This window comes from Flaviflexus equikiangi (assembly GCF_014069875.1).
Lineage (GTDB): Bacteria > Actinomycetota > Actinomycetes > Actinomycetales > Actinomycetaceae > Flaviflexus > Flaviflexus equikiangi.
On sequence record NZ_CP059676.1, the window covers coordinates 1,097,245 to 1,119,662 of the forward strand.

Consider the following 22,418-nt stretch of genomic DNA (forward strand, 5'->3'; position numbering starts at 1 on the left):
ACTGGTATATCAATCGACATACTCTGGTCTCGCACAATCATCTCGGAAAGTTCTCTGACAAAGTTATTACTGGAGGATACTTGTGTCAAACATAGTATTTATCGCTGAAAACTCAGGTTCAGGCCACCGCCTAGTTTACGTAAGAGTTCTGGTAGAAGGTGCCCTCGGACGGGGTTTAAGACCCATCTTGGCGCTCACCAGCTCAGTTCTGGGGTCAGAGGAGTATGAGCGACACTTAAGGCACTTGGAGGAAGAATTCGAAGTTGTCGAACTACCCGAAAGAGTTTCCGTCAGGGAGCTGAAACGACTGGCACATGAGGTGGGTTCGAGAAGAGTGATCATACCAAACGGAAATTCTTATGTTTTGGATTTGGCCTTTGGCCCAACGGGTAAACGATACCCTCCGTTGCGCGTCTTAATGATGAGCGATCCTCGTTGGGAGATAGTCGGTAGGACAATCCCGCGCTTTCGCACTTTTTTGAAGTTAGCTCTTTTTTCCCTCGCGGAAAAGAGAAACAATTCAGAGATTGTCTGGCTACGGGAGCCAGGCCACCGTGGCACGGTGCGCCACGCTAACGATCCAGTTCTCTTGGACGGTACAACTGTCCAGATCGCAGAGGATGCCCGTCGCTACCGCGAAAGCAATAATATTACTAGCGACAGGTTTTGGTTCGGTGTTACAGGAGTTATTAGCGAAGCCAAACAGACCACTTTGATAGCTAGAGCCGTGGTTGAGGCGGGTCGCAGAGCTGGAAGGCCAGTTGGGTTAGCGCTCCTCGGGCCATGGAAGGCTTCGGATGTAACATGGGAACGTCTCACCAACGTCGTTGAAGAAGATAATTTGACACTTGCGACCAACTTCGTCCTGCATTCGAATTATGAAATGAATGTAGCAATCCGATCTTTGGATTGCGTAGTCGCAGCCTATGGAAGTGTCTACGGCCCGAGCTCGACTTTGGGGAAAACAGCAGCCTTAGGCGTTCGTTCAATCGGTGCAGGCCCTGAATCGCAACAACGTTTTATTGAGCGCATAACTGGATACCCTGGGATTCCAATAGAGTATGGTGAGCTTGTCCGCGAGATGGTTAAGAGGTTGGATTCCGCACCACCACCTCCCCGGCCCGGGTTGGGACCTGAACAGTTCCTCTCAGCATTGTTGGATTGAGTGCGGCCGTCTTCGACGTGGCTTGGACTCCGTCGGTTATATGAGGTTCACCTAGGTCACAGCACTGCTGGGACCTAGGTGAGGGTAGCTCTGTTGTCTCGGTGAGCACCGCAGTTACCTGGTTCGGAGTTTGTTTGCCCGTAACCAGTTGAAAAGTTAGGAATAATGTGATTTTTGAAGTTTTTGCAACGAAAATAGTGAGAAAATATAGAGGAGCACACGCCGAGCTTACGAATCCGGGTAGGCTGACTATCGGGAAAAACGTTGTCATCGGACCCGGTCTTAGAGTCGTTAGAGGTGCCAAGGTGTCGCTCGGAGAACACGTTGGGGTAGGTGCGAACGTTACAGTCATGGCCGATGTAGAAATAGGCGCAGATTCACTAGTCTCTTCCTCGGTAGCATTTATCGGCGACGATCACGAATTCGATAACATTGACAAACCGATTCGTTGCCAGGCTTCGCGCTTCCCGGCAAAGATCGTATTAGAAGGAGATAACTTAATTGGCTTCGGTGCCGTGATAATCGGAGATCTTCGAATTGGCCACGGATCTGTAATAGGTGCCGGATCCGTGGTAACCAAAGATGTGCCGCCCGGATCGGTTTATGCTGGAGTACCAGCGCGCTTAGTTCGCAAGCGTTAGGGAAACGGTCAGCTCCACCCCGATTCCTTAGAATATTTGAGCTTACCCCATCGAGGATTAGAGGCCTTTCAGTGCAACCGACCGGAACTCTCATTGTTTACCAACACCTACCGCATTACCGCAAGGCTGTCTTCGAGGCGTTGGAGAATCGAGAAGAGCTGAGCGTATCTTTTGCGTCCGATATTCGCTCCAAAGATGGTTCTATCCCAACAATTTCATCAGACAAAGTCCGGAGTTTTCATAGACTTAAGAACCGCTGGTTCGGGCCATTTCTGTGGCAGTCAGGGCTACTGTCCTTGTTGCTGAAACAGAATTATGATGCTGTGATATTCCTAGGCGACTGGAAATACTTGAGCACCTGGATTGGGCAGATTATTGTGCGGCTGAGAGGACGCAAGTCATTCTTATGGACGATCGGATGGCACCGTCCCGAAACCGGTTTCAAGTCTTTTTTGAGAAAAACATTCTACAACCTTAGCCATAAGCTACTTCTATACGGTGTCGACGGGCGCGATATCGGTTGCAGGTCGGGATTCTCAGCAAAGAAGATGGCCGTCGTCGGTAACAGCCATGACATCAAAGCTAACCCACAGTTAAATTCCGAGTCATTTCCATACTCTGAGAATTGTCTCAGGGTTGGTGCAGTGATTCGACTCCAAGAGTCCAGACGCTTTGACCTCCTCTTCCACGCTGTAAAAAAGATAAAAAACCGTGGGATAGGATGTCAGATCGTGCTTGTAGGTGAGGGCCCAGTACGTCAGGAACTGCAAGAGTTAAGTGATCAAATGGACTTGAGAGTCGAGTTTCTGGGTGCCGTCTATGACCCGATCGAGCTCCAGTCCATCTACAAAGAGCTGCACCTCACGGTCATCCCCGAGGCGGCAGGCCTTACAGTGATAAACAGCCTGTCACATGGTGTGCCCGTAATCACCTCTCGCGATCCCTTCGTTCAAGGACCCGAGTTTCGGGCTGTCATTGATGGCATGACGGGATCTCTGTATGATCCGCGGAACATCGTTGACTTAGAGGCGAAGATTCTTAAGTGGAAAGATCGATTTGATAGTAATGGGCGAGTCGAATACGCGGAGTCGTGTCTCAGAGAAATATCAGTGAATTGGACCGGCGATGTTCATGCTGAACGGATTGCAAATGCTATTTTGTCAGCATAATCCGGCCATGTTCTAACTATTTATGTTCGTTAGGGATAAGGTGGAGCAGAAATGACAAGAGGCGCTCTATTGTCCATAGCAATAGCATTTATGCTGATGACTATAGGCACTGGTGTTGTCTTGGCAGCATCTGAACCCGCAATTTTCTTTCTAGGGCTTCTATTTTTAGTCACCGTTCTGTTGATTGTTCGGCGACCAATTTTGGCCTCTGTTGTGGTATTGTTGTACGCTTTACCTTTCAGTAGACCGAACCTGTTCGGTGATGAAGTCGCTTTCCTCGGTCTGACTTTCGCTCTCGTCGCGGTATTTCCAGCCGTCCTCGAAGATTTGCGGGCCCGTCGTACGGAGGTTTCCCACGGATTATCGCTGGCTTCTCTGATGCTATGGCTAACGATTTCTTATGCGTGGATCTTTCTGCGAGCGATCATAATAAATAGTGACAAGGCGATTAGTGTTTATATCGCTTCCTTTACGCTAACATTCGGAACAATTCTTGCCGCCAACGTGGTTCTCGCCGATGCTCGACGGGCCAGAATATTCGGGAAGGCTCTCGTCTACCTTACAGCTGTCTGCTCTCTGTCTTTTCTTATTACCATGCTTGTGTGGGGGATTGTTGGAATAGGTGGTGGCCTCGTCGGTGTCCTGCCTTTTGCAAGTGGGGTGGACATCTATTTCCCTATGTCGACTACGCTCGGAACCCAGGAGATTTGGGGTTCGAACTGGCCCCGTTTGACAGGCTATGCTCGTGAGCCAGGTCTAATGGGCATGTGGTTCGCTTTTACGTACTTCCTGGTTCCTATGCTTGGATTGAAGCACGACAAGTTGTGTCGAACACTGCTCGTCATTGGCATTCTCGTTACTTTTTCAGTGGCATCCGCGGCGATTTTCATTTCCGTTTGGATCGCTGTTTTTCTCTATTCGTCCATTGGAAGCGGTTTCTCAGTACAGAGGAAGGTACTCCGTCTTTTTGCTGGCACGATAGCCATTGGGGTGGGAGTCTGGTCAATTATCTATTCGCCCGTAATTGGGTTAAGCGAAAAGGTATCTCGCGATCCAGGATCTGTAGCGGAGAGGGAGGGTGCGACAAGAGCAGGTTTCCGGGCATTATTTGAATCGCCATTGCTGGGTGGCGGTGCCGTTGACGACATCGGCGGGCTGAATCTAGTCGCTTCTATCGCGGCGTACGGTGCCCCATTCGCTGTGGCGATAGGTTTGGCACTTTTGATGCCGCTGAGGTCTCATCCAAACAAGCGATTTCTTCTCGGTCCACTTATGGTTCTTTTTCTAACAGTAGCTACCGCTCAACCTCCACTCGACTCTGTCTGGATCTATGTGTCAGCCGTTGCGGCAATTCATCTTGCAGGGCATTCGCTTCCTGCGGCCAACCCGAGAAGCGCTTGAGAATGGTGCGTGTCGGTGGACTCTATCAACGGTGGAGTTCAGCGCGAAAGCACTGATTTGATCTTCCTGATTATGACGAAAGTGGCCAGGAGCAGCTGGAGGGAGTCTAGGCGTGGGAGCGTCGGTTATACTTTGAGTTATCTTCGCCACGATCAATTTAGGCTAGCTAGTGTGGTTTAAACTTGAAGATTTGATTTAGTGGATCACCGATGGATTCCAGGGCGTGATGACGCTCGTCGAAGTCCAAAGTGAATATTCGTTGTTGTGAGAGCCGGACATGGTGCGGGCCAGAGCCAGTGGTCGTTCACGTCGATGGTGGCGGTGAGAGCCATTTATGGCGTGTTGGAGAGTCACCCTGGTTAGGCTCCTTCCGTCGCGTGGATTGGTCGCGCGACGAAAGGAGCATGTACCCATGGTACGAAAGATTTAGTCGAAGCTGATTTTAGAGCTTCGTTCCCAGGGATAATCAGGCCGCGTGATCGCAGCCGCCCACGGGATGTTGGGCTGCTGTGGGTTTTTCGGACAGTCTTTTGATTGGTTTTCTTATGCTTGATTAGGGCGTTTGTTTAGTAGGGGTGGCGCGTTGGAGGGGAACGGGTGGCGCGGGCATTTAGTAACGGTGCTCGGGGCCCGTTGGAGTTACTGGCCCCGAGCCGTTGGGGTCAGTCGTTGTCTATTGAGTAATGGTCGCGCATGTTTGCGGTGCCGAGCCTGATGATGGTCGCTCCTGTGGTGATCCGTGACAGGGTTGAATCAGCAGAGATCTCGGTAGGGAATGCTTGATACCAGTCAGCTGGTTCACTTTGAGCTGCGATCATTGTTGAACGGCCGGCGTCGGTGCGGGCAACGAAGATCTCGAACAGGTCGTAGGCGGTCTGGTTGCTGATCGGGGTGGTGAAGAAGTCATCGAGGATTACTAGGTCAACGTCTTTGTATCGGGCTAGGATCCGGTGGTACTTCTCCTTGTCTGTGTCAGCGAGCTGGAGTTGGTAGTCGAGCTCTTTGAGTCGTGTGAACGCGACGCTGTACTGCTTTTGGCAGGCGGCTATTCCCAGTGCTTGAGCGATGTATGACTTTCCCGCTCCTGTGGGACTGAGTAAGAGCACGTTGCGTCCGGTTTCTATCCAATCGCATTGGGCCAGGGAGGTCATTTGTGGCTTCGTGATGTCTCTGCTGGTGAGGTAGGTGATGTCGTTGATGTGAGCGTGTGGGGTGGGGAAGCGTGCTTGTTTGATCAGCTTCAGCGCATTGGTTTCGCGTCTGCCGAGGAATTCGGCTTCCAAACATTCGACGATCACAGTAGTGCCCCTTAGAGTGGTGTAGCCCCCGGGGTGGTCGTGAGCGTCGTTGCTGACGTGGACACGGTCACCGTGGGATCCTTCGAGAAAGCTCTCTACTTCCCACTCGAAAGGACATCGCCACGATGACCGCTCCTCATATTATCGACCCTGCAGGCCTGCTCCGTGAAGCCCTGGCCGAAGCATCCCCGGACTTGATGCGCGATCTGCTGCAGGCCATGATCAACGCCCTGCTTTCAGCAGACGCCGATGCCGTGGTCGGGGCGGAATGGGGCAAGCCCAGCCCCGACCGCCGCACCCAGCGCAACGGCTACCGCCACCGGCCCCTGGACACCCGGGTCGGCACAGTGGATGTTGCTGTCCCAAAACTCAGATCGGGCACATATTTTCCCGACTGGCTGCTCGAGCGCAGAAAACGAGCCGAAACAGCACTGATCACGGTCGTGGCTGACTGCTACCTCGCCGGCGTCAGCACTCGGCGGATGGATAAGCTCGTGAAAACCCTGGGTATTCATTCCCTGTCGAAGTCGCAGGTCTCGCGCATGGCTACTGACCTGGACGAGCACGTGGACCAGTTCCGTCACCGCCCGCTCGATGAGGCCGGCCCGTTCACGTTCGTCGCTGCTGACGCGCTGACCATGAAGGTCCGCGAGGGCGGGCGTGTGATTAACGCGGTCGTCCTCATCGCTACCGGCGTCAATGCCGATGGTAGGCGTGAAGTCCTCGGCCTGCGGGTTGCGACCAGTGAGACCGGGGCGGCATGGAACTCCTTCTTCGCCGACCTCGTCGCACGCGGCCTGACCGGCGTGCGTTTAGTGACTTCTGATGCTCATGCGGGCCTGATCGAGGCGGTCGCAGCGAACCTGCCGGGTGCGTCCTGGCAGCGATGCCGCACGCACTACGCCGCGAACCTGATGAGCGTGTGCCCCAAGAGCTACTGGCCGGCAGTCAAAGCGATGCTGCACTCGGTCTACGACCAGCCCGACGCAGCCAGTGTCCACGCCCAATTCGACCGGCTCTTGGACTACGTCGGCGATAAGCTCCCTGAAGCTCACGATCATCTGGACGGCGCACGTGCCGATATCCTTGCCTTCACCGGTTTCCCGACCGGGGTGTGGGCCCAGATCTGGTCCAACAACCCCAATGAGCGCCTCAACCGCGAGATCCGTCGCCGCACCGATTCGGTGGGGATCTTCCCCAACCGAGAGGCGATCATCCGCCTGGTCGGTGCGGTCCTGGCCGAGCAGACCGATGAATGGGCCGAAGGGCGCCGCTACCTCAGCCTCGACGTTCTCGCCAGAAGCCGCCTCCACATGCTTCCCGAGACCACAGACGAGGTGAGCGACGATCCTCTCGAACTGACCGCCTAACCACTAATTGAAGAACCGAAGGAACACCGGCTACACCACTCAAAGGGACTTGACCACGATCACCTCAGCAGCGGTCATATTCACCCAGTCTGGGTCGTCACCGAGTTCTTCTAGGCGGGCGCGGAAGCGGCTTATTCTTAGCTTTGTGAAGAGCGCATCGACGTCGTCGATGACGGTGCTTTTCAGTTTCATGCCTCTACCTCCGTACCGGTCGTGGGGAGGCGGTAGGCATCGGCGCCGCGGACCATTCCTGCTGTGATTGGAGTGGTGGTCTGGGTTGATAGTCCTCGGGGTGAATCCTGGCCAGGGTTGAAGGTGGTTTGGGTGTAGAAGTCCTTGACCGCGGTTTTGGAGACTCGTCGTCCTGATTCGATCAACAGACGGCAGGCATTTTCTAGACGAGGTCCGCGCCCGGCGCTGGCGCGGTTTAGAATCTCATTACATGCGTGGAAAGCTTGGGCATCTGCTTCAACAGTGTCGAACAGGTCCTCGATGACTTGCCTCGTGTGGGGCCCGATTCGACTAGCTCGATCGACAAAGCGTTGCCGTGACCACAGGGCGCTTGTGTCTTTATGTTGATCAGGAACGTGGGACGGGTCAGTGGAGTAACGGCTACTGACTCGTCCCCGGTAGCGTTCATGGCTGGCAACCAGGTTCGAGTTGATACTGATGTGGACTGTGTCCTCGGTGATCACAATGTCGGCCATAGCTCCCACGTGGACAGGTGGGACAGAGTAATAATGTCCGTGGATATGAATGATTCGGCCTGGGTTTAGTTCCGTGCTTTATAGCAGAATAGGAACATTATGCCCAGAAAGTATGACCCCGAACTGAAGCAGCGTGCGGTGCGGATGGTTTCCGAGGCTCTTCCCGATCACCCCACTCGCACAGCCGCGGTCCGTCATGTCGCGGACCTGCTCGGGGTAGGCGCAGAGGCCCTGCGAACCTGGCACCGGCAGGCCGAAGTCGACCACGGTAAAAGGCCCGGCGTGACGACCGACTTAGTCGCCGAGAATAAACGACTGGAGCGTGAGAACGCTGAGCTGCGCAAGGCTAACGAGGTGCTTAAAGCTGCGAGTATATTTTTCGCGAAGGAACTCGACCGGCCACGGACGAAATGATCGCTTTCATCGATACTTATCGTGATCGTTTCGGAGTTGAGTTCCTCTGCGCCACGCTTCGTGGGGCAGTCCGTGGATTTATCACCTCCCGTGGATACCGTGCCGCGAAGAGCCGGCCCCCGTCAGCCCGTCAGCTGAAAGACGAGCTGCTGATTCCAGAGATCCAGCGCCTGCACGAAGAGCATTACAGCGTCTACGGACGCCGCAAGATGCATGCGCTCCTGAAACGACAGGGCTGGGACATCGGCCGCGATCAGACTCACAGGCTCATGAAACTCGCCGACGTTGAAGGTGTTCGCAGGTCGAAGAAGGCTTTCACCACGATCCCTGATTCCGGCTTAGCGCTGCCCGGGGACCTGGTGGAGCGCCGGTTTGTTGCTGACCGACCTAACCAATTGTGGGTCTGCGACATCACCTATGTCGCCACCTGGTCCGGGTTCGCCTACGTCTCTTTCATCATCGACGTCTTCGCTCGTCGTATCGCCGGCTGGAATGTTGCCTCGACATTGAAAGCTGACGTGCTGCCACTGCAAGCTTTGGAGATGGCTGCCTGGCAAAACGACGGTGACCTTGATGGAGTGATCCATCATAGCGATCACGGCTCGAACTACATGTCCCTGGTCTACACCAGCAGGGTCAATGAACTCGGCGCCAAGCCCTCTACCGGGACCGTCGGCGATAGTTTTGACAACGCGATGGCTGAATCGGTTAATGCTCTCTACAAGGCCGAACTGATTCGTCAGCGCGGGCCGTGGAAGACCGTGGAAGAAGTTGAGCTGGCAACCCTGGAATACGTGTGGTGGTGGAACAACAAACGCCTCCACGGTGAACTTGGCTACCGCAGCCCGCTCGAGGTCGAGACCGCCTACTACACTGAACAAGAATCCCGCCTGACACCAGTCCGGTGACAGGAAAAACGGCCGGAACTAAACCCAGGCCGAATCAGAACATGGTAATTCTTGGCGACTTTCACCTGTTTGAGCTCGACGTGTTGCCAGGCCGTGCTCGGCAGTGACTGTAAGAACGGCTTCTCATCAAGAGTGAAAATCTCTAGACGAGATTGATCTGCGCCGCGGAAGGGGCCATTATTATTCGCTGCCAGGCGGTCACGTATCGCAGTATTGAGCTCTGCCAGGGTGGCGAAGTTCTGATCGCTAAGATACTCAGTGATCCAGGTCTGACAGACTCTCACCGCGGTTTCTACTGCTGCTTTATAGCGTGGCTTATATACCTTGGCTGGCACGATTGCTGTCCCGTAATAGTGGGCGAAGTCTTGATAGCCTGCGGTGATTGACCGGTGAGCGTCCTTCATCTTTGGTCGATACGTTGCGGTCGCCGCATTGTCGCAGACCACGAGCTCAGGGACCCCGCCAAACGCGGTGAATGCCTGGGCGTGACCGTCTAGCCATGCTGTCATCCGCATATTCGTATAAGCCCGCGCAAAGATGATCCCTGAGAACGGCAGCACCGCCACGAACAGGTAGGCCTTTGTCTTTGTCCCATTGATTGGGTCGAGAATCTGCAGGGGGTCACCGGCCCAGTCGACATACATCTCCTGTCCGGGCTCATGGGTGATCACAGCAACCAGGTCATGACGTTGAGTGTGATCGCGGATCAGTTGGCAGAACTGTCGGTAACTATAATGAATTTGTCCACCTTGAGGTGTGGAGTCCAGGTACTTCACCCACAACACCTTCAATGTCGGCTTCTTCGGGCCTTTCAAAGCCTTCAGAATTGCCTCCAAGTCGGGTTCGACAAAGTCGGCACGGCGTCCGCGACGCCCATCAGGAAACAACTCCTGGAGCCGACTATCGGTTAAGGCATAAACAGCATCAGCGTCCATCTCTGTCTGAGCGAGGACCGCTCGGGCCTGGCCAATCGACGTGTTTGAGCATTCCACTATCAAGTTGATCTGAGCGACGGATGTGTTTTTCAATAACAGCTTCATAATCTGCTTATAGTCAGTCATCGAACATGACCTTCCTTCCAAGAATTCTGTGATCGTCACTGACCACAGATACCTAGAAGCTTCCCTGAAAACCGTTACTGATTATCCGCTTTCACGTTATCAACTCCACGCTGATGGCGCTCATTGGTTTTCCCCGGTTGTGCTCATTGAAATTCCCCAGGCCGCGGTCTCAGATTAGCGTATGTTGATGCCGGTGGTGGCTCGTCTGAGTTCGTCGGCTTGGTCGGTGTGGTGACGGAGGCGGTAGGACGGACCATCGAGAGTGATGACGACGGATCTGTGGAGGAGTCGGTCGAGCATTGCGGCTGCGACGGTAGTGTCGCCCAGGATCTCTCCCCACGCGCCGACGGGCCGGTTTGTTGTCAGGATGATCGAGGTTTTTAGGTAGCGTTGATTGATGACCTGGAAGAGCGCGGAGGCGGCTTCTGCGGGCAGTGGGAGGTAGCCGAGTTCATCGATGATGAGGAGTGAGGGGCCGGCGAAGAATCTCATCATTGTTGACCATTTTATCCTCGATCGCGGCCCGGTGGCAGCGTGCTGCGAGGTCAGCGGCGGTGGTGAAGTAGACCCGGTACCCGGCCGTGACTGCCGCGTGCCCAAGGCCTGCAGCGATATGGGTTTTACCCGCTCCGGGCGGACCCACGAGTAAGACGTTGGTGGCATTGTGGATGAACCTGCACGTTCCGAGCTCGTGGAGGAGGTTGCGGTCGATGCCGGAAGCATAGTCGACATCGAACGCGTCCAGGGTGAGCCCGGAGGGGATGTTGGCAAACCGGAACCTGCCAGCTAATTGCCGTGCTTCTTGAGCGCTGAGTTCGATCGCGAAGAGCTTTTCCAGGGTCTGGGTCAGTGTCAGCTCTTGGGCTATGGCCTGGTCCATGGGGAAGAGCGTCAAGGGTGGCAGACAGTTTCAATGCCGATAGGTGTTGGCGTAATTGTTCGTAAACAGTGTTGGCTTCGAGGGTCATGACAGGGTGTTCCTCCCTCGTGCGATCGCTTCATAGATTGATAGGTCAATGATCTGAGCCGGTTCAGCAGACCGTGTGGGGCCGGTGAGCTGGGCTGCTGCGGCACGAGAGCGTTCTCCGGGTGGGATGCGTTCCTTCTTCCGGTGAGCCCGTCATCAAGAGCGCTCAAAGCATCGAGCAGAGGTTCGGCTCCCATGTCGCGCATTTTGTTCTTCGTTTCAGTATCGAGCATCGTCATTTAGATCGGCCTCCGCCATAGTAGGCCGCCCCGCGAACATAGCCGCCACCTTCACCCGAAGAGGAGGAGACAGTCGTGCTGGTTTTGTCTTGTCCGGTATCGAGGATCGGGCGCACGTGGCTATAGCGTGGGGAACGAATGTTGGCCTCCAAGGCAATCTTGCAGGCGACCTCTACCCGACCGGCAGTAAATCGCCTCGATAGGCGCAGGACTGCCAGCGCGGGGTCCAGGCCCTGCTCTGTGACTGGGACAGCGGCAAAGATCCGATCAACGACCGTGAGGGCGTTCGGTCCGATCCTGGTGGCCCAGTCACGGACGCGGTGCTCGTCCCAGGGCTGATAGCCCTTCCCGTCAGGCAGGTCGCCGTCATGCGTGCGGTACACGCCGCTGGTCCCGGTGGGGACGCGGACGTGACTGGTGAGCCGATCATGACCGTCGTAGATCTCCACCATCGTCGGCGTGATCCGTAGGTCAACCGTTTTACCGATATTGGGGTACGGCACGGAGTAGGAGTTCTTCTGCCACACCACGTGAGAGTTCTTGGCGACTTTACGGCCATAGACCCAGGTAGCAATCTCATACGGCACAGGTGGCAAAGGCCGCAGCAGGGGCTCCTCCTCGGTGCGGAAGACACTCGCGCGAGAGCCTGCACGCTTCTGGAAGGGCTCAGCATTATAAGTTTCGAGCTCAACGTGGATTGCTTGGCGCAGCTGCGCAAGAGAAGCGAAGGAATGCTCTCTGAGCTTGGCGTTGATTCTCGTGGCCACGTGCCAGACCGTGTTCTCCACACTCGCTTTGTCTTTGGGTTTCCCCACCCGGGCTGGGAGCACTGCTGCTGAGTAATGTCTGGCGAGCTCACGGTAGGAATCATTCAAGACGATCTCGCCCTCCCGGGGCCGAGCGATCACACCAGTTTTCAGATGCCCTATTTCTACTTGTTAACCCTCGTGTCGCGGCCGAAGCGAGGCCTTTTTACGACTACTGTCGGTTTGCTTCGTACCCGACGAATACTCAGAGTAGTAACCGTAGCGATCGTTGAGTGCTGAGACGCTAACGTCGTTGAGGACGAAGCCGACTACTTCTGCGGATCCAGTCTCGAGAGTTTCGAGGGTTGCTTCGACCTGAGCGTCGCGGGTCTGGTTGGCGCGAGTGACGAGGATTGCACCGCCGGTGCGTGAGGCAAGGATTGTTGCGTCGGTGACGGGGAGGACCGGGGGAGTGTCGATGATGACATGGTCGAACTCTCGCTCCGCAACCTGGAGCAGCGATTCCATTGCTTTTGAACCGAGAAGCTCTGACGGGTTCGGGGGAACCGTTCCAGCGGGGAGAACCCAGAGGTTGGACATCGCCGGGATGGTGAGATCAGCGAGAGTACCTCTGCGCGTCAGAACATCTGCCAGCCCTAGCTCGCTATCGAGACCAAGGCGTGCAGCGACCTGGGGGCGTCGAAGGTCAGCATCGATGAGAAGAACGGAATCGCCCGATTGTGCGAGAACCTTCGCCAGGTTCACTGACGTTTGTGTCTTGCCTTCACCTGGCATCGTTGACGTAATAACGAGCGATGAGCGCCGCTCTCCACCCAGTCCAATGAAGGAGATGTTGGTGCGCAGCCTTCGGTATGCCTCTGCGTGTGCGTGCTGTTCAGAGGGCTTCGCATTGGCATTGACATGGCCGATTGTCGCCAGGACTGGAGTGCTGGATATTTCTTCCAGATCTGCCGTGGTGCGGATACGAGTATCGAGAACGGAACGCAGGAGCGCCTGGCCGTAGCCGAGAAGAGCGCCAAGCATGATGCCGAGGACAAGGTTGGTGAGAGGCTTCGGCGCAGAAGGCGATGACGGAACGACTGCGGGATCGATGACTGTTGCCCGGACGAGGCCCTGGCCTTCCATGGTTGTCGGCGACAGTTCGTTCACGGTCGTGACAAGGCTGGCTGCGACAGCATCAGTAAGTTCTGCGATCTCCGCGGGGTCTGTGCCGCTGACGGAGACGGAAATGAGTGACGTCGAGTTGGGGGAGGTCACGGAGATCCTGCCGGCCAGTGCCTTCGGTGTCGTATCCATGCCCAGCTCGTCGATGACCGGCTGGAGAACGACAGCTGTTTCGGTGACCTGGACGAATGACTGGACCTGACGCTCCGCATAGCTGGCGCCCTGCGAGAGCTCGCCCGCGGTCTCGCCGCTCTCGACGATGACGAACACGGAGGCGGAGGCGTTGTAGACGGGAGTTTGGAGCACGGTATAGCCCGCCACGGCAGCGACGACGAGAAGGAGGGTCGCAACGATGCTTCGCCAGTAATCACGGAAAATCTTGAGATACTGTTGAAGCTCCATACTTAAACCTGCGTCCTTTTAACTTGCTTTGATATTTCTTTACGAGCTTAGACTCGCATTACTATGAGAATCTATTCTCGACTATGCTCTCACAGAGCGGGAGGGTTCTCTTCCTGTGTGAGGAACAACGCCGAACTTAAACACCAGAAGCAAGGATAGGGATTTGTCTACGAGACTTCTACGCCGCGACACGCTATTGTCCACCGGAGGTTTAGTAATCCTTGCTGTCATTGCGGTGATCCTCAGCGTGGTGGCGTTAACCCCACCATCAGCGCCGTCAGATGCTGGCTCGTACGACAAGGATCTGCTCGAAACGGCCACAGCGACACAGGAACCGGAGCCCACGCAGGAGCCCACCGAGGACATATCGGTCGAACCAGAGCCTGAACCAGAGCCCGAGCCGGTCATCACAACAACGAAGGTTGTCGTGATCGGCGATTCTTATTCCGTGGAGAGCGATGATCCGGCTCAGCAGACGTGGGTGAACTTGATCGCCGGTAACGAGTCATGGGAGGTGGTGAACCTCTCTGCCCCCGGTAGGGGATTCCTCACAGCTCCTCGAGTCTGTGACAACTCGCCCTGTGAGCCGTTCCCCGGAACCGTGGAAGCCGTAGCCGCACAGGCTCCCGATATCGTGATCACTTTCGGGGGAGCGGCTGATGGGGATGTCCCGATCGGACCTGCGGCGGCCCAGTACTTCGAGGCACTTCGTGCAGCGTTGCCGGAGGCCACGATCATCGCCCTATCGCCGATAGCGGCCTCGGAGACCGTTCCTGATTGGCTTCCGCTGCACGTGCAGTCCGTTCTCTCCGGCGTTGAAGCTGTGGGAGGGCTGTTCGTTGACCTCGGCTACATCGGCATCGGTGATTCCGTGACACTGAGCGCTGAAAGCCAGTCACAGATTGCCGCCACCGTGCAGGGTGCTCTCGACGGGGTCATCCAACAGTAGGTTCCTCCTCACAGATCGCTGCTCGCACCTTCTTAGAAGAAAGCTGGGCGACGCGCCCAAGGTCAAGCGTGCAGTGAGTGTTGCGTGCGGTGGGTGTTGCTTCCGTATGCCGACAAGATCGCCTAGACACGGCCTGTTCCCGGGCACATGGTTTCCTATTCGGATGCTGTTATCCGAAGAGGAAGTCAGTTTTCTCCCATCTAGGGGGCAAGGTGGCCTTTGGAGTGAAATCGGCTGAGGTGACTACTCCCCATCGCTCTTGACCCCGTGTCTCGCTTTTTGCTATGCGGGGTGCTACAAATATCGCAGAAGCGCTCAGTAGGCGAGATTGTCTCGTTGACGGCCACACACCTGAGATACTCGAGGCTAGTCGTTTCAGTAGCTAGCCGGCGTCCTTAAGGCGCCGGCTAGCGAACCTCTTGAGGTTCACGGATGAGGGAGCAGTTTTCATGCAGGACGTAGTCGTTGGTTCAACCAAGATCCCGGGCCTCAAGATCGTCCAGCTCACCGTACGTGCAAACGATGATGGCTGGTTCAAAGAGGACTGGCACCACGACAAGCTGACCGCTTTAGGTTTCCCGGGCTTCCAACCCGTGCAGCACAACATCACCCACCTGACCACAGTCGGTGTGACCCGCGGCTTTCATGCCGAACCCTGGGACAAGTTCATCAGCGTGATCTCCGGGCGAGTTTTCGGTGCCTGGATTGACCTGCGTCAGGGCGACTCCTATGGGGAGATCGTCTACCGGGAGCTTGACCCGAGCACGTCCGTGCTCGTCCCACGTGGCGTTGCCAACGCTCACCAGGTCCTCGAGGCAGGGACAACATTGAGCTACCTGTTGAACGAGCATTGGACCCAGGAGGGACGCGACCGCTCGAAGGGAGTGAATCTCTTCGATCCAGCGATATCGGTCCCATGGCCGATCGGTGAAGATCGTGCCATCGTCAACGACAGGGATCGGGCACTTCCCGCGCTGTCCCAAGACATGGAGTTTTCTCGCCGAGCCTCAACCTTCAACGTGACGAAGCCTGCTGCCGGCGAGCAGGTGCGCGAAGGCAAGCCCTTCCATGTTCTCTACGTGTGCACGGCAAACATCTGCCGCTCCGCCTACGCCGATGTCGTATCCAGGGCGCGGGGAGCGAAAGGCATCGAGTTCAGCTCGGCTGGTATCCATGGCCTTGTCGATGATCCGATCGACCCGCCGATGGGAGAGCTCGCTGATCGTGTTGCTGACTCCCGGAGCCATGTCGCACGGCAGCTCACGCGCGATATCGTCGATGCAGCCGATCTCATCCTGACGATGGGGACGGAGCATCGCCGCTACATTCTCGATGAGTGGCCGAGTGCTGCCCGGAAGACGTTCGTCATCGGGCACGCTGCACGAGAGATCTCTGCCGCCCCGGCTGAGCTTCAGCTCAGCGAAGTCACCGACTACCTGTGGCGCAATCGTGGCACTGGGCCGCGAGACGAGGTTGCCGATCCCTACCGGAGGGGAGAGGTTGCCGCGCTCAAGGCCGCCACGGAGATCGATACCCACATCGACGCCATCATTCCTCGACTAGAACAGATGATTGACCGTGCTCACTAGTACCGATGAGAGTGGTCGAATGACGGGATCCCCGCTTGCGCGATCCTGGTGGCCGACCGTTTTCCTTGTCTCAACACTTGTGGCCGGCGCTCTCTGGGCTCTGATCTCCCAGGTGGCGCGCGGCTCCTTCTTCCCGGCCTCTCCCTACCTCATTGCGCCGAGCATGATTCTGTTCGGTGTCTGTGTCGGCACCTATGCACGGGTGATGTGGGTCCGCGGCAACTCCATCGTTTTCTTCGTTGCGGCCGTGGCCGTGACACTCTTGTCGATCCCGATCTACGCGAATGCGAGTGCGGCGGTTGGCTATCTTCTCTTCTCCCTGGCAGTCATGGCAGCGCTTGATCTGCGCGCGATCAATGACAACGCCGTAGCGGTCGATCCCTGGAACCCGGCAGAAGCAGGATCCCCCGACAGGTTCCTCTCCTGGGCATCGAAAAAGGTGGAACGGGATGGGGGAACGGTGTTTCTGCCGCGCTTCCACGAGTTCGTGGCCGTTATCGCCGGGATCACCGGCATTGTCCTTGCGACTGAGTCCCAAGCGGCTTTCGTTCTCCTTCTCGGTATCCTCGTCATCTCGGTGACGGCCATAGCCACCCAGAGCGGCCCGCCGCGTTGCGTCGTGGTTATCCTCGCCCTCTTCCTCAGCGAAGTGGCCAGTGCCATTGTCATCTATCTGGGTCACCGAAACGACTGGCCCTCATATCTCTCGGCAGGCGGCAGCCTGAGCAGTGCGCGGCACACGCTGTGGAGCGATGCTCTGAGCCTGTGGGCCACGAGCCCGGTGATCGGCTCAGGTCCGGGATCGTTCACAGAGTATTCAGAACTCGCCTCGACTACCCCACATCTTCGAGCCGCCCATTCGCTCATCCTCCAGACGGGTGCAGAGCTCGGTGTCATCGGAGTGCTTCTGCTTGTGCTCCTCATCCTGGCTGGGCTCATCTATGCCTCCCAGGCATGTCGGCCGATCGCCTTGGTTGCGATGGCGGGATGGACAGCGCTCGCAATCCACTCGACCATTGATCATCTTGAAGACTTCCCCGTTGTGGCCATCACGGCGGGCCTCGTGATCGGTTGGGCTGGAGCAGCCCGATATACGCTGGATCGTCGCTAGAGTCCGATGGGCAGGAGTAGCTGCTTCTGCCCTCGAGCCAGTCGGCCCTCATCACCGGCGTGCGGCAGCTTCTCGTCGCATTCCGCCTCAGTGAGGCGCAGGCTTACCTGCCATGATTCTTTCCGTGAGCTGCGGGCGGCAATCGAGGAACAAGTGGCGGTGCGCATCTTCGCTGGCTGAGGGTGCCCATCTCCTGTCCTGCAAACTCTATGTTCCAGTGCCGGATTGCCTGTTCCGGGCATTGCCCACTCCCTGCCACATCCGCTTCACTCTCCGTGTCCCCAGCACGGTCTTTTCCCTGTCCCGGGCATCGCCCACTCCCTGCTACATCCGCTTCACTCTCCGTGTCCCTTCACTGTCTTTTCCCTGTCCCGGGCATCGCCCTCTCCCAGCCCCATGCACTGTCATCTCCCTGCTCCAAGCAGTCCGATGTCCCTCTCCCAGGCAGTCATCTCCCTGTCCCAAGCACTGTCACCTCCCCGAGTGTTCGGCGTCTCTCGACCCGGCTTTTCTGCGGAGTTGAGCGGACGCGGGGAGGATGAAGACGCATCGGCGTTCATGACACAAGCAGGTGGCTTTCAACTACGATGGAGGAGCATACGCCCCGAGCGTTGACCATCAGATCTGTCGACGCCGATTGGTATCAAAGGAGAGCCAGTGGCGAACTACGAGTACGGCCGCGATGAAGCGCACGTCCACACGGTCGCGAACGTCTGGCCCAGCGAGTCCCTGCCGGGAATGACGCACGAGCTCGTGCTGACCACCCGCAACATTGTCATCAATGGAAAAGGGATGTTCGGCGGAGATAAGGGAACGACCGTCTATAGCCTTCGAACTGTTGTCGTCATCGACGGCAGGGTTCAGGTCAAGCTCGGGAAGAAGCCGAACGGCCTCCACAACATCGACATCCGGTTCCGTGACGGTGCCCGCCAGTTCGGCCTGCGGGACAAGCGGGAAGCCAAATATGTGGTCCAGAAGATCGAGGAACTCGTCTCTGGTTCCGGCGGTGCGCCGGATGCTTTTGATTCCTCGGCTTCCGCGGTCGTGGCAGACACGATGAGGGACACCGTGGACACCCTGAAGTCTGCCTTTGGATTCAAGTCGCAGGCGGCTGCGCCGCCTGCGACCGTTGCCCGAACCTGCGGATCGTGTGGGGCACCGGTATCGGGGCTCAAGGGGAAAGTGACGATCTGCAGCTACTGCGACAGCCCGGCAACCCTGTAACGAGAAAGCGATACACCAATGACTATCTTCCAAGCTTTCACCGGCGCTATCACCAGTACCCTGGCGGACCAGTGGAAAGACATCATCGCACCGGGCGTCTTCGACGAACTGACAGTTCTCGCGCCGGGGCAGCTGCGAACCTCGAACAACGGCCGCGGAGCGAACAGGGGGTCGGCGGGAGTCATCACCAACGGGTCGAAGATCTTCGTCCCGGAGAACACGGCCGCGATCGTCTTCAGCCAGGGCGGAATCGAAACGGTTATCACCCAGCCGGGCGGGTACGAGTATTGGGACGGGCAGAGTTCCATGTTCGACGGCAGCGGCTTCGGCGAATCCGTCATCGACCAGGTCGGGGCACGGTTCGCCTTCGGGGGCCAGACCTCGGATGACAAGAGAGTCGCCTATCTCAACCTTCGGGAGATACGCGGGATCAAGTTTGGCACACGGGGCCCGCTCGTCTTCCACGACCTGTCGTATGACACGGACCTGGAGATCAGAGCGTTCGGAACATTCTCGGTCCGGGTGATCGACCCGGTACTTTTCGTCCGGAGCTTTATCCCGCCGAACACTTTCCGATACGACTTCGGTTCCGCCGAAGCCCGCCGGCAGCTCATCTCCGAGTTCGTCCAATCCTTCGCTGCCGCACTCAACGCGCTGTCCGCCACCCACCGGATCTCCCAGCTGCCGTCCCAGGCACATCTCGTGGCCGGTCAGATCGCCTCAGAACGCCTCGGTGCGGGATCCTGGCCAGAACGGTTTGGCCTCGAAGTCATCCAGGTCGGCATCGAGAACATCGAGTTCACCGACGACTCGCGGGACCTCGTTCGTGAGTTCTCGAGCAAGCGCATGAGTGTCCGCGCCTACGAAGGAGTGGATCAGGCCACCTCCGATATCGCCGCGCAGCAACAGGTCGCGCGAGGGGTGGGCCGGCACGGTCTGGGGGATGGTGGGGGACTGCTGTTCGGCATGAACCTGGCACGCAGCCTCGACCCCCGGAACACCCGCATGGAATCCGCTTCACCTTCCCTGTCTTTCGATGAGCAGGTCGAGGCCGTCCGCAAGATGAAGGACCTGCTCGATGCTGGGCTGCTCACCGAGGAGCAGTTCGAAAGGAAGAAGAAGGAGATCATGGGCCTGTAGCCCATCATCACCCTGCTCCCCGGGCTCCGATCGATGAGCGGCGTTCGCGGTACAGGCTCCTGTCCCCGCGATCAGGGACATCCCGACTGATAGGCCGGTGCTCCTGCATATGTGCCCGCAACCAGGGATATTCCCTGCCTGTCGGTACACTGGGCTCGTGGACTTATTCGATGATGCGGGAATGGAACCCGAGGGGATCCCGAGCGATGCGAAGGCGCCCCTCGCTGTCCGGATGAGGCCCCGTGGGGTCGATGATGTGCTCGGACAGGATCATCTCCTCACCCCGGGCTCTCCGCTTCGCCGGCTCATCGACGCACACTCGGGAGACAGCGGCCCATCGTCCGTGATCCTCTGGGGGCCACCCGGCACGGGCAAGACGACTCTTTCCTATCTCATTGCCAGGACTGGTTCGCGCAAGTTTGTCGAGCTCTCGGCCGTCTCGGCCGGCGTGAAGGATCTGCGGGCCGTGATCAGCGAAGCCCGCCGCCACCTCACCACCTCCGGAGCAGAGACAGTCCTCTTCATCGATGAGGTCCATCGCTTCTCGAAGACACAGCAGGATGCTCTCCTGCCAGCGGTTGAGAACCGTTGGGTCATCCTTGTCGCCGCGACCACGGAGAATCCCTCGTTCTCGATAGTGACCCCGCTTCTGTCCCGTTCGATCATGCTCACGCTGCACGGGCTCGGCCCCGAGCACGTGGGACAGCTCCTCGAGCGTGCAGTTGCCGACGAGAGGGGGCTGGCCGGCAAGTACAGCCTGCTTCCCGAATCGAAAGACATGATCGTCCGGCTAGCAGGATCCGATGCTCGCCGAAGCCTGACAGTCCTCGAGGCTGCCGCCGCGACGACCGCGGCCCGCCAGGACACTGCCATCACCGTCGAGGATGTCTCCGAGGCGATCGATGTTGCGGCGATGAGCTACGACCGGGATGGGGATGCTCACTATGACGTGATCTCAGCCTTCATCAAGTCCATCCGAGGCTCCAACGTCGATGCCGCCATGCACTACCTGGCCAGGATGTTGGAGGCGGGGGAGGACCCCCGGTTCGTGGCACGACGGCTCATGATCTCTGCCGCCGAGGATGTGGGGATGGCGGATCCTTCCGCACTCCAGACAGCAACCGCCGCGGCCCAGTCCGTTGCCCTCGTGGGCATGCCCGAGGCCCGTATCATCCTTGCGGAAGCAGTTGTCCACCTCGCCACGGCACCCAAATCGAATGCTGCCTACAACGCGATCAATGCCGCGATTGCCGATGTCAAGGCAGGGAAGATCGGCACGATACCGAACCATCTCCGTGACGGCTCGGTATGGGCGTCGCGCCAGACCGGCGCGGGGGAGGGCTACCGTTACGCCCACGATTATCCGGGCCACATCGTCACCCAGCAGTACCTGCCCGATGAACTGGCGGGCACCCGCTACTACGAGCCCACAGAGAACGGCTACGAAGCGCAGATCACACCCCGCTTGGCCAAGTACCGTTCCATTGTCGATGGTGAGCAGTGATAGGCTAGTGCGGTTGCTTCGGCAATTCCCTGGGGCCTTAGCCACAAGGTGGCCCCGCATCACCAACTCGTGATGTGCACACTATTTCGACAGGAGAATTATGGCTAATTCACGTTCACGTAAGCAGGTGCGTCTTTCACGCGCCCTGGGCATTGCCCTGACCCCCAAGGCCGAGCGCTACATGCAGCGTCGTCCCTACCGTCCCGGTGAGCACGGCCGCGGCCGCACCAAGGACTCGGACTACTCTGTTCGTCTCAAGGAGAAGCAGCGTCTTCGCGCCCAGTACGGTATCCGCGAGTCGCAGCTGCGCACCGTGTTCGAGGAGGCCCGTCGCATCGAGGGCCAGACCGGTGAGAACCTGGTCGAGCTGCTCGAGATGCGTCTCGACGCCCTCGTCCTTCGTGCAGGCTTCGCCCGCACGATCGCCCAGGCCCGCCAGGTCGTCGTCCACCGCCACATCCTCGTTGACGGCAAGATCGTTGACCGTCCCTCCTTCCAGGTGAAGCCGGGCCAGGTCATCCAGGTCAAGGCCCGCTCGCAGGCGTCGGACCAGTTCCTCATGGCGGCGCAGGGCGTCCACCGTGACGTTCTGCCCGATGCTCCGGAATACATCGACGTTCAGCTCGAGAAGCTGAAGTTCACGCTCGTGCGCCGCCCCAAGCGCGCCGAGGTTCCGGTTGCCTGTGACGTGCAGCTGGTCGTCGAGTACTACTCGCGCTGATTTACGTGTGGACGCCCCGGGCAGGATATGCTCGGGGCGTTCGCTTTCATAGGAGACAGCCATGGAGATCACTCTCGGCGGGATAGCCGCCCTTATCGCCGCACTCGCCTTCGTCGTGCTCGTCGTGTTCCTCATCCGCCCTCTGGCGAAGCTCGGATCGACCTTCGATGAGCTCACCGCATCGGTGGAGAAGCTCACGGATGAGACGATCCCCGCCCTGACCAATGCGGCAGAGACTGTTGCGCGGACGAACGCACAGCTCGAGCGAGTCGACACGATCACGTCCGCCGCCGCTCGGACAGCAGAAGACATTTCGGCCACGACGACGATCATCACCTCGACTGTCTCCGCACCCTTCCTTGCGGTGCGCAGGTTTGTCGGAAAGATGCGCCGGGGGCGCTAGAATAGCGTGCAGTTATTGAGCACGCGCCGGGAGCAGTAGCTTCCGCTCACCACGGACCGCGGAATGGTTGCCATGTGCCCCGTCCCGCGGCATAACAAAGAGGA

The 22,418-nt window shown here is 57.8% G+C and carries 23 protein-coding genes; 14 read left to right on the plus strand and 9 right to left on the minus strand.

The window, feature by feature from the left end:
* The first annotated feature begins 82 nt into the window (after positions 1-82).
* From H2O75_RS05145 to H2O75_RS05160, 4 genes are all read left to right on the plus strand, one after another.
* Positions 83-1,165, plus strand: a complete 1,083-nt coding sequence (locus H2O75_RS05145; RefSeq protein WP_182174554.1) for a hypothetical protein — start codon at positions 83-85, stop codon at positions 1,163-1,165.
* A gap of 167 nt (positions 1,166-1,332) precedes the next feature.
* Entirely contained in the window at positions 1,333-1,806 is a 474-nt protein-coding gene (locus H2O75_RS05150) for an acyltransferase (protein ID WP_182174557.1), read from the plus strand.
* Between the two features lie 299 nt (positions 1,807-2,105).
* Positions 2,106-2,975 carry a glycosyltransferase gene (locus H2O75_RS05155; protein WP_220462793.1) on the plus strand — a complete coding sequence of 290 codons (870 nt, stop codon included), beginning with the start codon at positions 2,106-2,108 and terminating at the stop codon, positions 2,973-2,975.
* Positions 2,976-3,026: 51 nt separating this feature from the next.
* Positions 3,027-4,376 carry a hypothetical protein gene (locus H2O75_RS05160; protein ID WP_182174563.1) on the plus strand — a complete coding sequence of 450 codons (1,350 nt, stop codon included), beginning with the start codon at positions 3,027-3,029 and terminating at the stop codon, positions 4,374-4,376.
* A 662-nt stretch (positions 4,377-5,038) separates the two neighbouring features.
* On the opposite strand, the gene H2O75_RS05165 is transcribed toward H2O75_RS05160, so the two are convergent.
* Complete coding sequence (locus tag H2O75_RS05165) at positions 5,039-5,674, minus strand: ATP-binding protein (RefSeq protein WP_182174566.1); 636 nt, start codon at positions 5,672-5,674, stop codon at positions 5,039-5,041.
* Positions 5,675-5,799: 125 nt separating this feature from the next.
* Between H2O75_RS05165 and H2O75_RS05170 the strand changes: the two genes are divergently transcribed.
* The gene (locus H2O75_RS05170; protein WP_182169453.1) at positions 5,800-7,044 is read left to right on the plus strand and encodes an IS256 family transposase; all 1,245 of its coding nucleotides are present in this window, start codon (positions 5,800-5,802) and stop codon (positions 7,042-7,044) included.
* Between the two features lie 39 nt (positions 7,045-7,083).
* Here H2O75_RS05170 and H2O75_RS05175 read toward each other — a convergent pair whose 3' ends face one another.
* Complete coding sequence (locus tag H2O75_RS05175) at positions 7,084-7,236, minus strand: hypothetical protein (RefSeq protein ID WP_182174569.1); 153 nt, start codon at positions 7,234-7,236, stop codon at positions 7,084-7,086.
* Complete coding sequence (locus H2O75_RS05180; RefSeq protein ID WP_374971581.1) at positions 7,233-7,805, minus strand: Mu transposase domain-containing protein; 573 nt, start codon at positions 7,803-7,805, stop codon at positions 7,233-7,235. The genes H2O75_RS05175 and H2O75_RS05180 overlap by 4 nt, the downstream gene beginning before the upstream one ends.
* A 45-nt stretch (positions 7,806-7,850) precedes the next feature.
* Here H2O75_RS05180 and H2O75_RS05185 point away from each other — a divergent pair.
* Positions 7,851-9,073, plus strand: a protein-coding gene (locus H2O75_RS05185; protein ID WP_182174576.1) for an IS3 family transposase whose coding sequence is annotated in 2 segments (ribosomal slippage) — positions 7,851-8,136 and positions 8,136-9,073 — 1,224 coding nt in all. Because the reading frame shifts where the segments join, the coding sequence is not laid out codon by codon here.
* Here H2O75_RS05185 and istA read toward each other — a convergent pair.
* From istA to H2O75_RS05205, 5 genes are all read right to left on the minus strand, one after another.
* Positions 9,034-10,134 (minus strand): IS21 family transposase, encoded by a 1,101-nt coding sequence (gene istA / locus H2O75_RS05190; RefSeq protein ID WP_182174578.1) that lies wholly within the window; start codon positions 10,132-10,134, stop codon positions 9,034-9,036. The genes H2O75_RS05185 and istA overlap by 40 nt on opposite strands.
* Positions 10,135-10,308: 174 nt before the next feature.
* The gene (locus H2O75_RS10820) at positions 10,309-10,629 is read right to left on the minus strand and encodes an ATP-binding protein (RefSeq protein ID WP_220462794.1); all 321 of its coding nucleotides are present in this window, start codon (positions 10,627-10,629) and stop codon (positions 10,309-10,311) included.
* Positions 10,586-11,014 (minus strand): ATP-binding protein, encoded by a 429-nt coding sequence (locus H2O75_RS10825; protein WP_220462795.1) that lies wholly within the window; start codon positions 11,012-11,014, stop codon positions 10,586-10,588. The genes H2O75_RS10820 and H2O75_RS10825 overlap by 44 nt, the downstream gene beginning before the upstream one ends.
* 322 nt (positions 11,015-11,336) lie before the next feature.
* The gene (locus H2O75_RS05200) at positions 11,337-12,128 is read right to left on the minus strand and encodes a Mu transposase domain-containing protein (RefSeq protein ID WP_182174580.1); all 792 of its coding nucleotides are present in this window, start codon (positions 12,126-12,128) and stop codon (positions 11,337-11,339) included.
* A 150-nt stretch (positions 12,129-12,278) separates the two neighbouring features.
* Positions 12,279-13,673 carry a tyrosine-protein kinase domain-containing protein gene (locus tag H2O75_RS05205; protein ID WP_182174583.1) on the minus strand — a complete coding sequence of 465 codons (1,395 nt, stop codon included), beginning with the start codon at positions 13,671-13,673 and terminating at the stop codon, positions 12,279-12,281.
* A gap of 163 nt (positions 13,674-13,836) precedes the next feature.
* Here H2O75_RS05205 and H2O75_RS05210 point away from each other — a divergent pair, with 163 nt between their 5' ends.
* The 3 genes from H2O75_RS05210 (at position 13,837) to H2O75_RS05220 (ending at position 17,322) form a co-directional block, all read left to right on the plus strand.
* Entirely contained in the window at positions 13,837-14,622 is a 786-nt protein-coding gene (locus H2O75_RS05210; RefSeq protein ID WP_220462796.1) for an SGNH/GDSL hydrolase family protein, read from the plus strand.
* Between the two features lie 449 nt (positions 14,623-15,071).
* Entirely contained in the window at positions 15,072-16,211 is a 1,140-nt protein-coding gene (locus H2O75_RS05215; protein ID WP_182174589.1) for a dTDP-4-dehydrorhamnose 3,5-epimerase family protein, read from the plus strand.
* 19 nt (positions 16,212-16,230) lie between these two features.
* Entirely contained in the window at positions 16,231-17,322 is a 1,092-nt protein-coding gene (locus tag H2O75_RS05220; protein ID WP_182174592.1) for an O-antigen ligase family protein, read from the plus strand.
* On the opposite strand, the gene H2O75_RS05225 is transcribed toward H2O75_RS05220, so the two are convergent.
* Positions 17,319-17,489, minus strand: coding sequence for a hypothetical protein (locus H2O75_RS05225; protein WP_182174594.1), 171 nt, complete (start codon positions 17,487-17,489; stop codon positions 17,319-17,321). The two genes, H2O75_RS05220 and H2O75_RS05225, sit on opposite strands and share 4 nt — an antisense overlap.
* Before the next feature lie 490 nt (positions 17,490-17,979).
* On the opposite strand from H2O75_RS05225, the gene H2O75_RS05230 reads away from it, so the two are divergent.
* The 5 genes from H2O75_RS05230 (at position 17,980) to H2O75_RS05250 (ending at position 22,314) form a co-directional block, all read left to right on the plus strand.
* On the plus strand, positions 17,980-18,546 hold the full coding sequence (locus H2O75_RS05230) for a hypothetical protein (RefSeq protein ID WP_182174596.1): 567 nt from the start codon (positions 17,980-17,982) through the stop codon (positions 18,544-18,546).
* Positions 18,547-18,564: 18 nt separating this feature from the next.
* Positions 18,565-19,686: an SPFH domain-containing protein gene (locus tag H2O75_RS05235; protein ID WP_182174598.1), complete on the plus strand. Its 1,122-nt coding sequence runs from the start codon at positions 18,565-18,567 to the stop codon at positions 19,684-19,686.
* A gap of 157 nt (positions 19,687-19,843) precedes the next feature.
* Entirely contained in the window at positions 19,844-21,190 is a 1,347-nt protein-coding gene (locus H2O75_RS05240; RefSeq protein ID WP_182174600.1) for a replication-associated recombination protein A, read from the plus strand.
* Positions 21,191-21,290: 100 nt separating this feature from the next.
* Positions 21,291-21,911: a 30S ribosomal protein S4 gene (rpsD, locus tag H2O75_RS05245; protein ID WP_182174602.1), complete on the plus strand. Its 621-nt coding sequence runs from the start codon at positions 21,291-21,293 to the stop codon at positions 21,909-21,911.
* 61 nt (positions 21,912-21,972) lie between these two features.
* Positions 21,973-22,314, plus strand: coding sequence for a DUF948 domain-containing protein (locus tag H2O75_RS05250; protein WP_204736381.1), 342 nt, complete (start codon positions 21,973-21,975; stop codon positions 22,312-22,314).
* Positions 22,315-22,418: the final 104 nt, after the last annotated feature.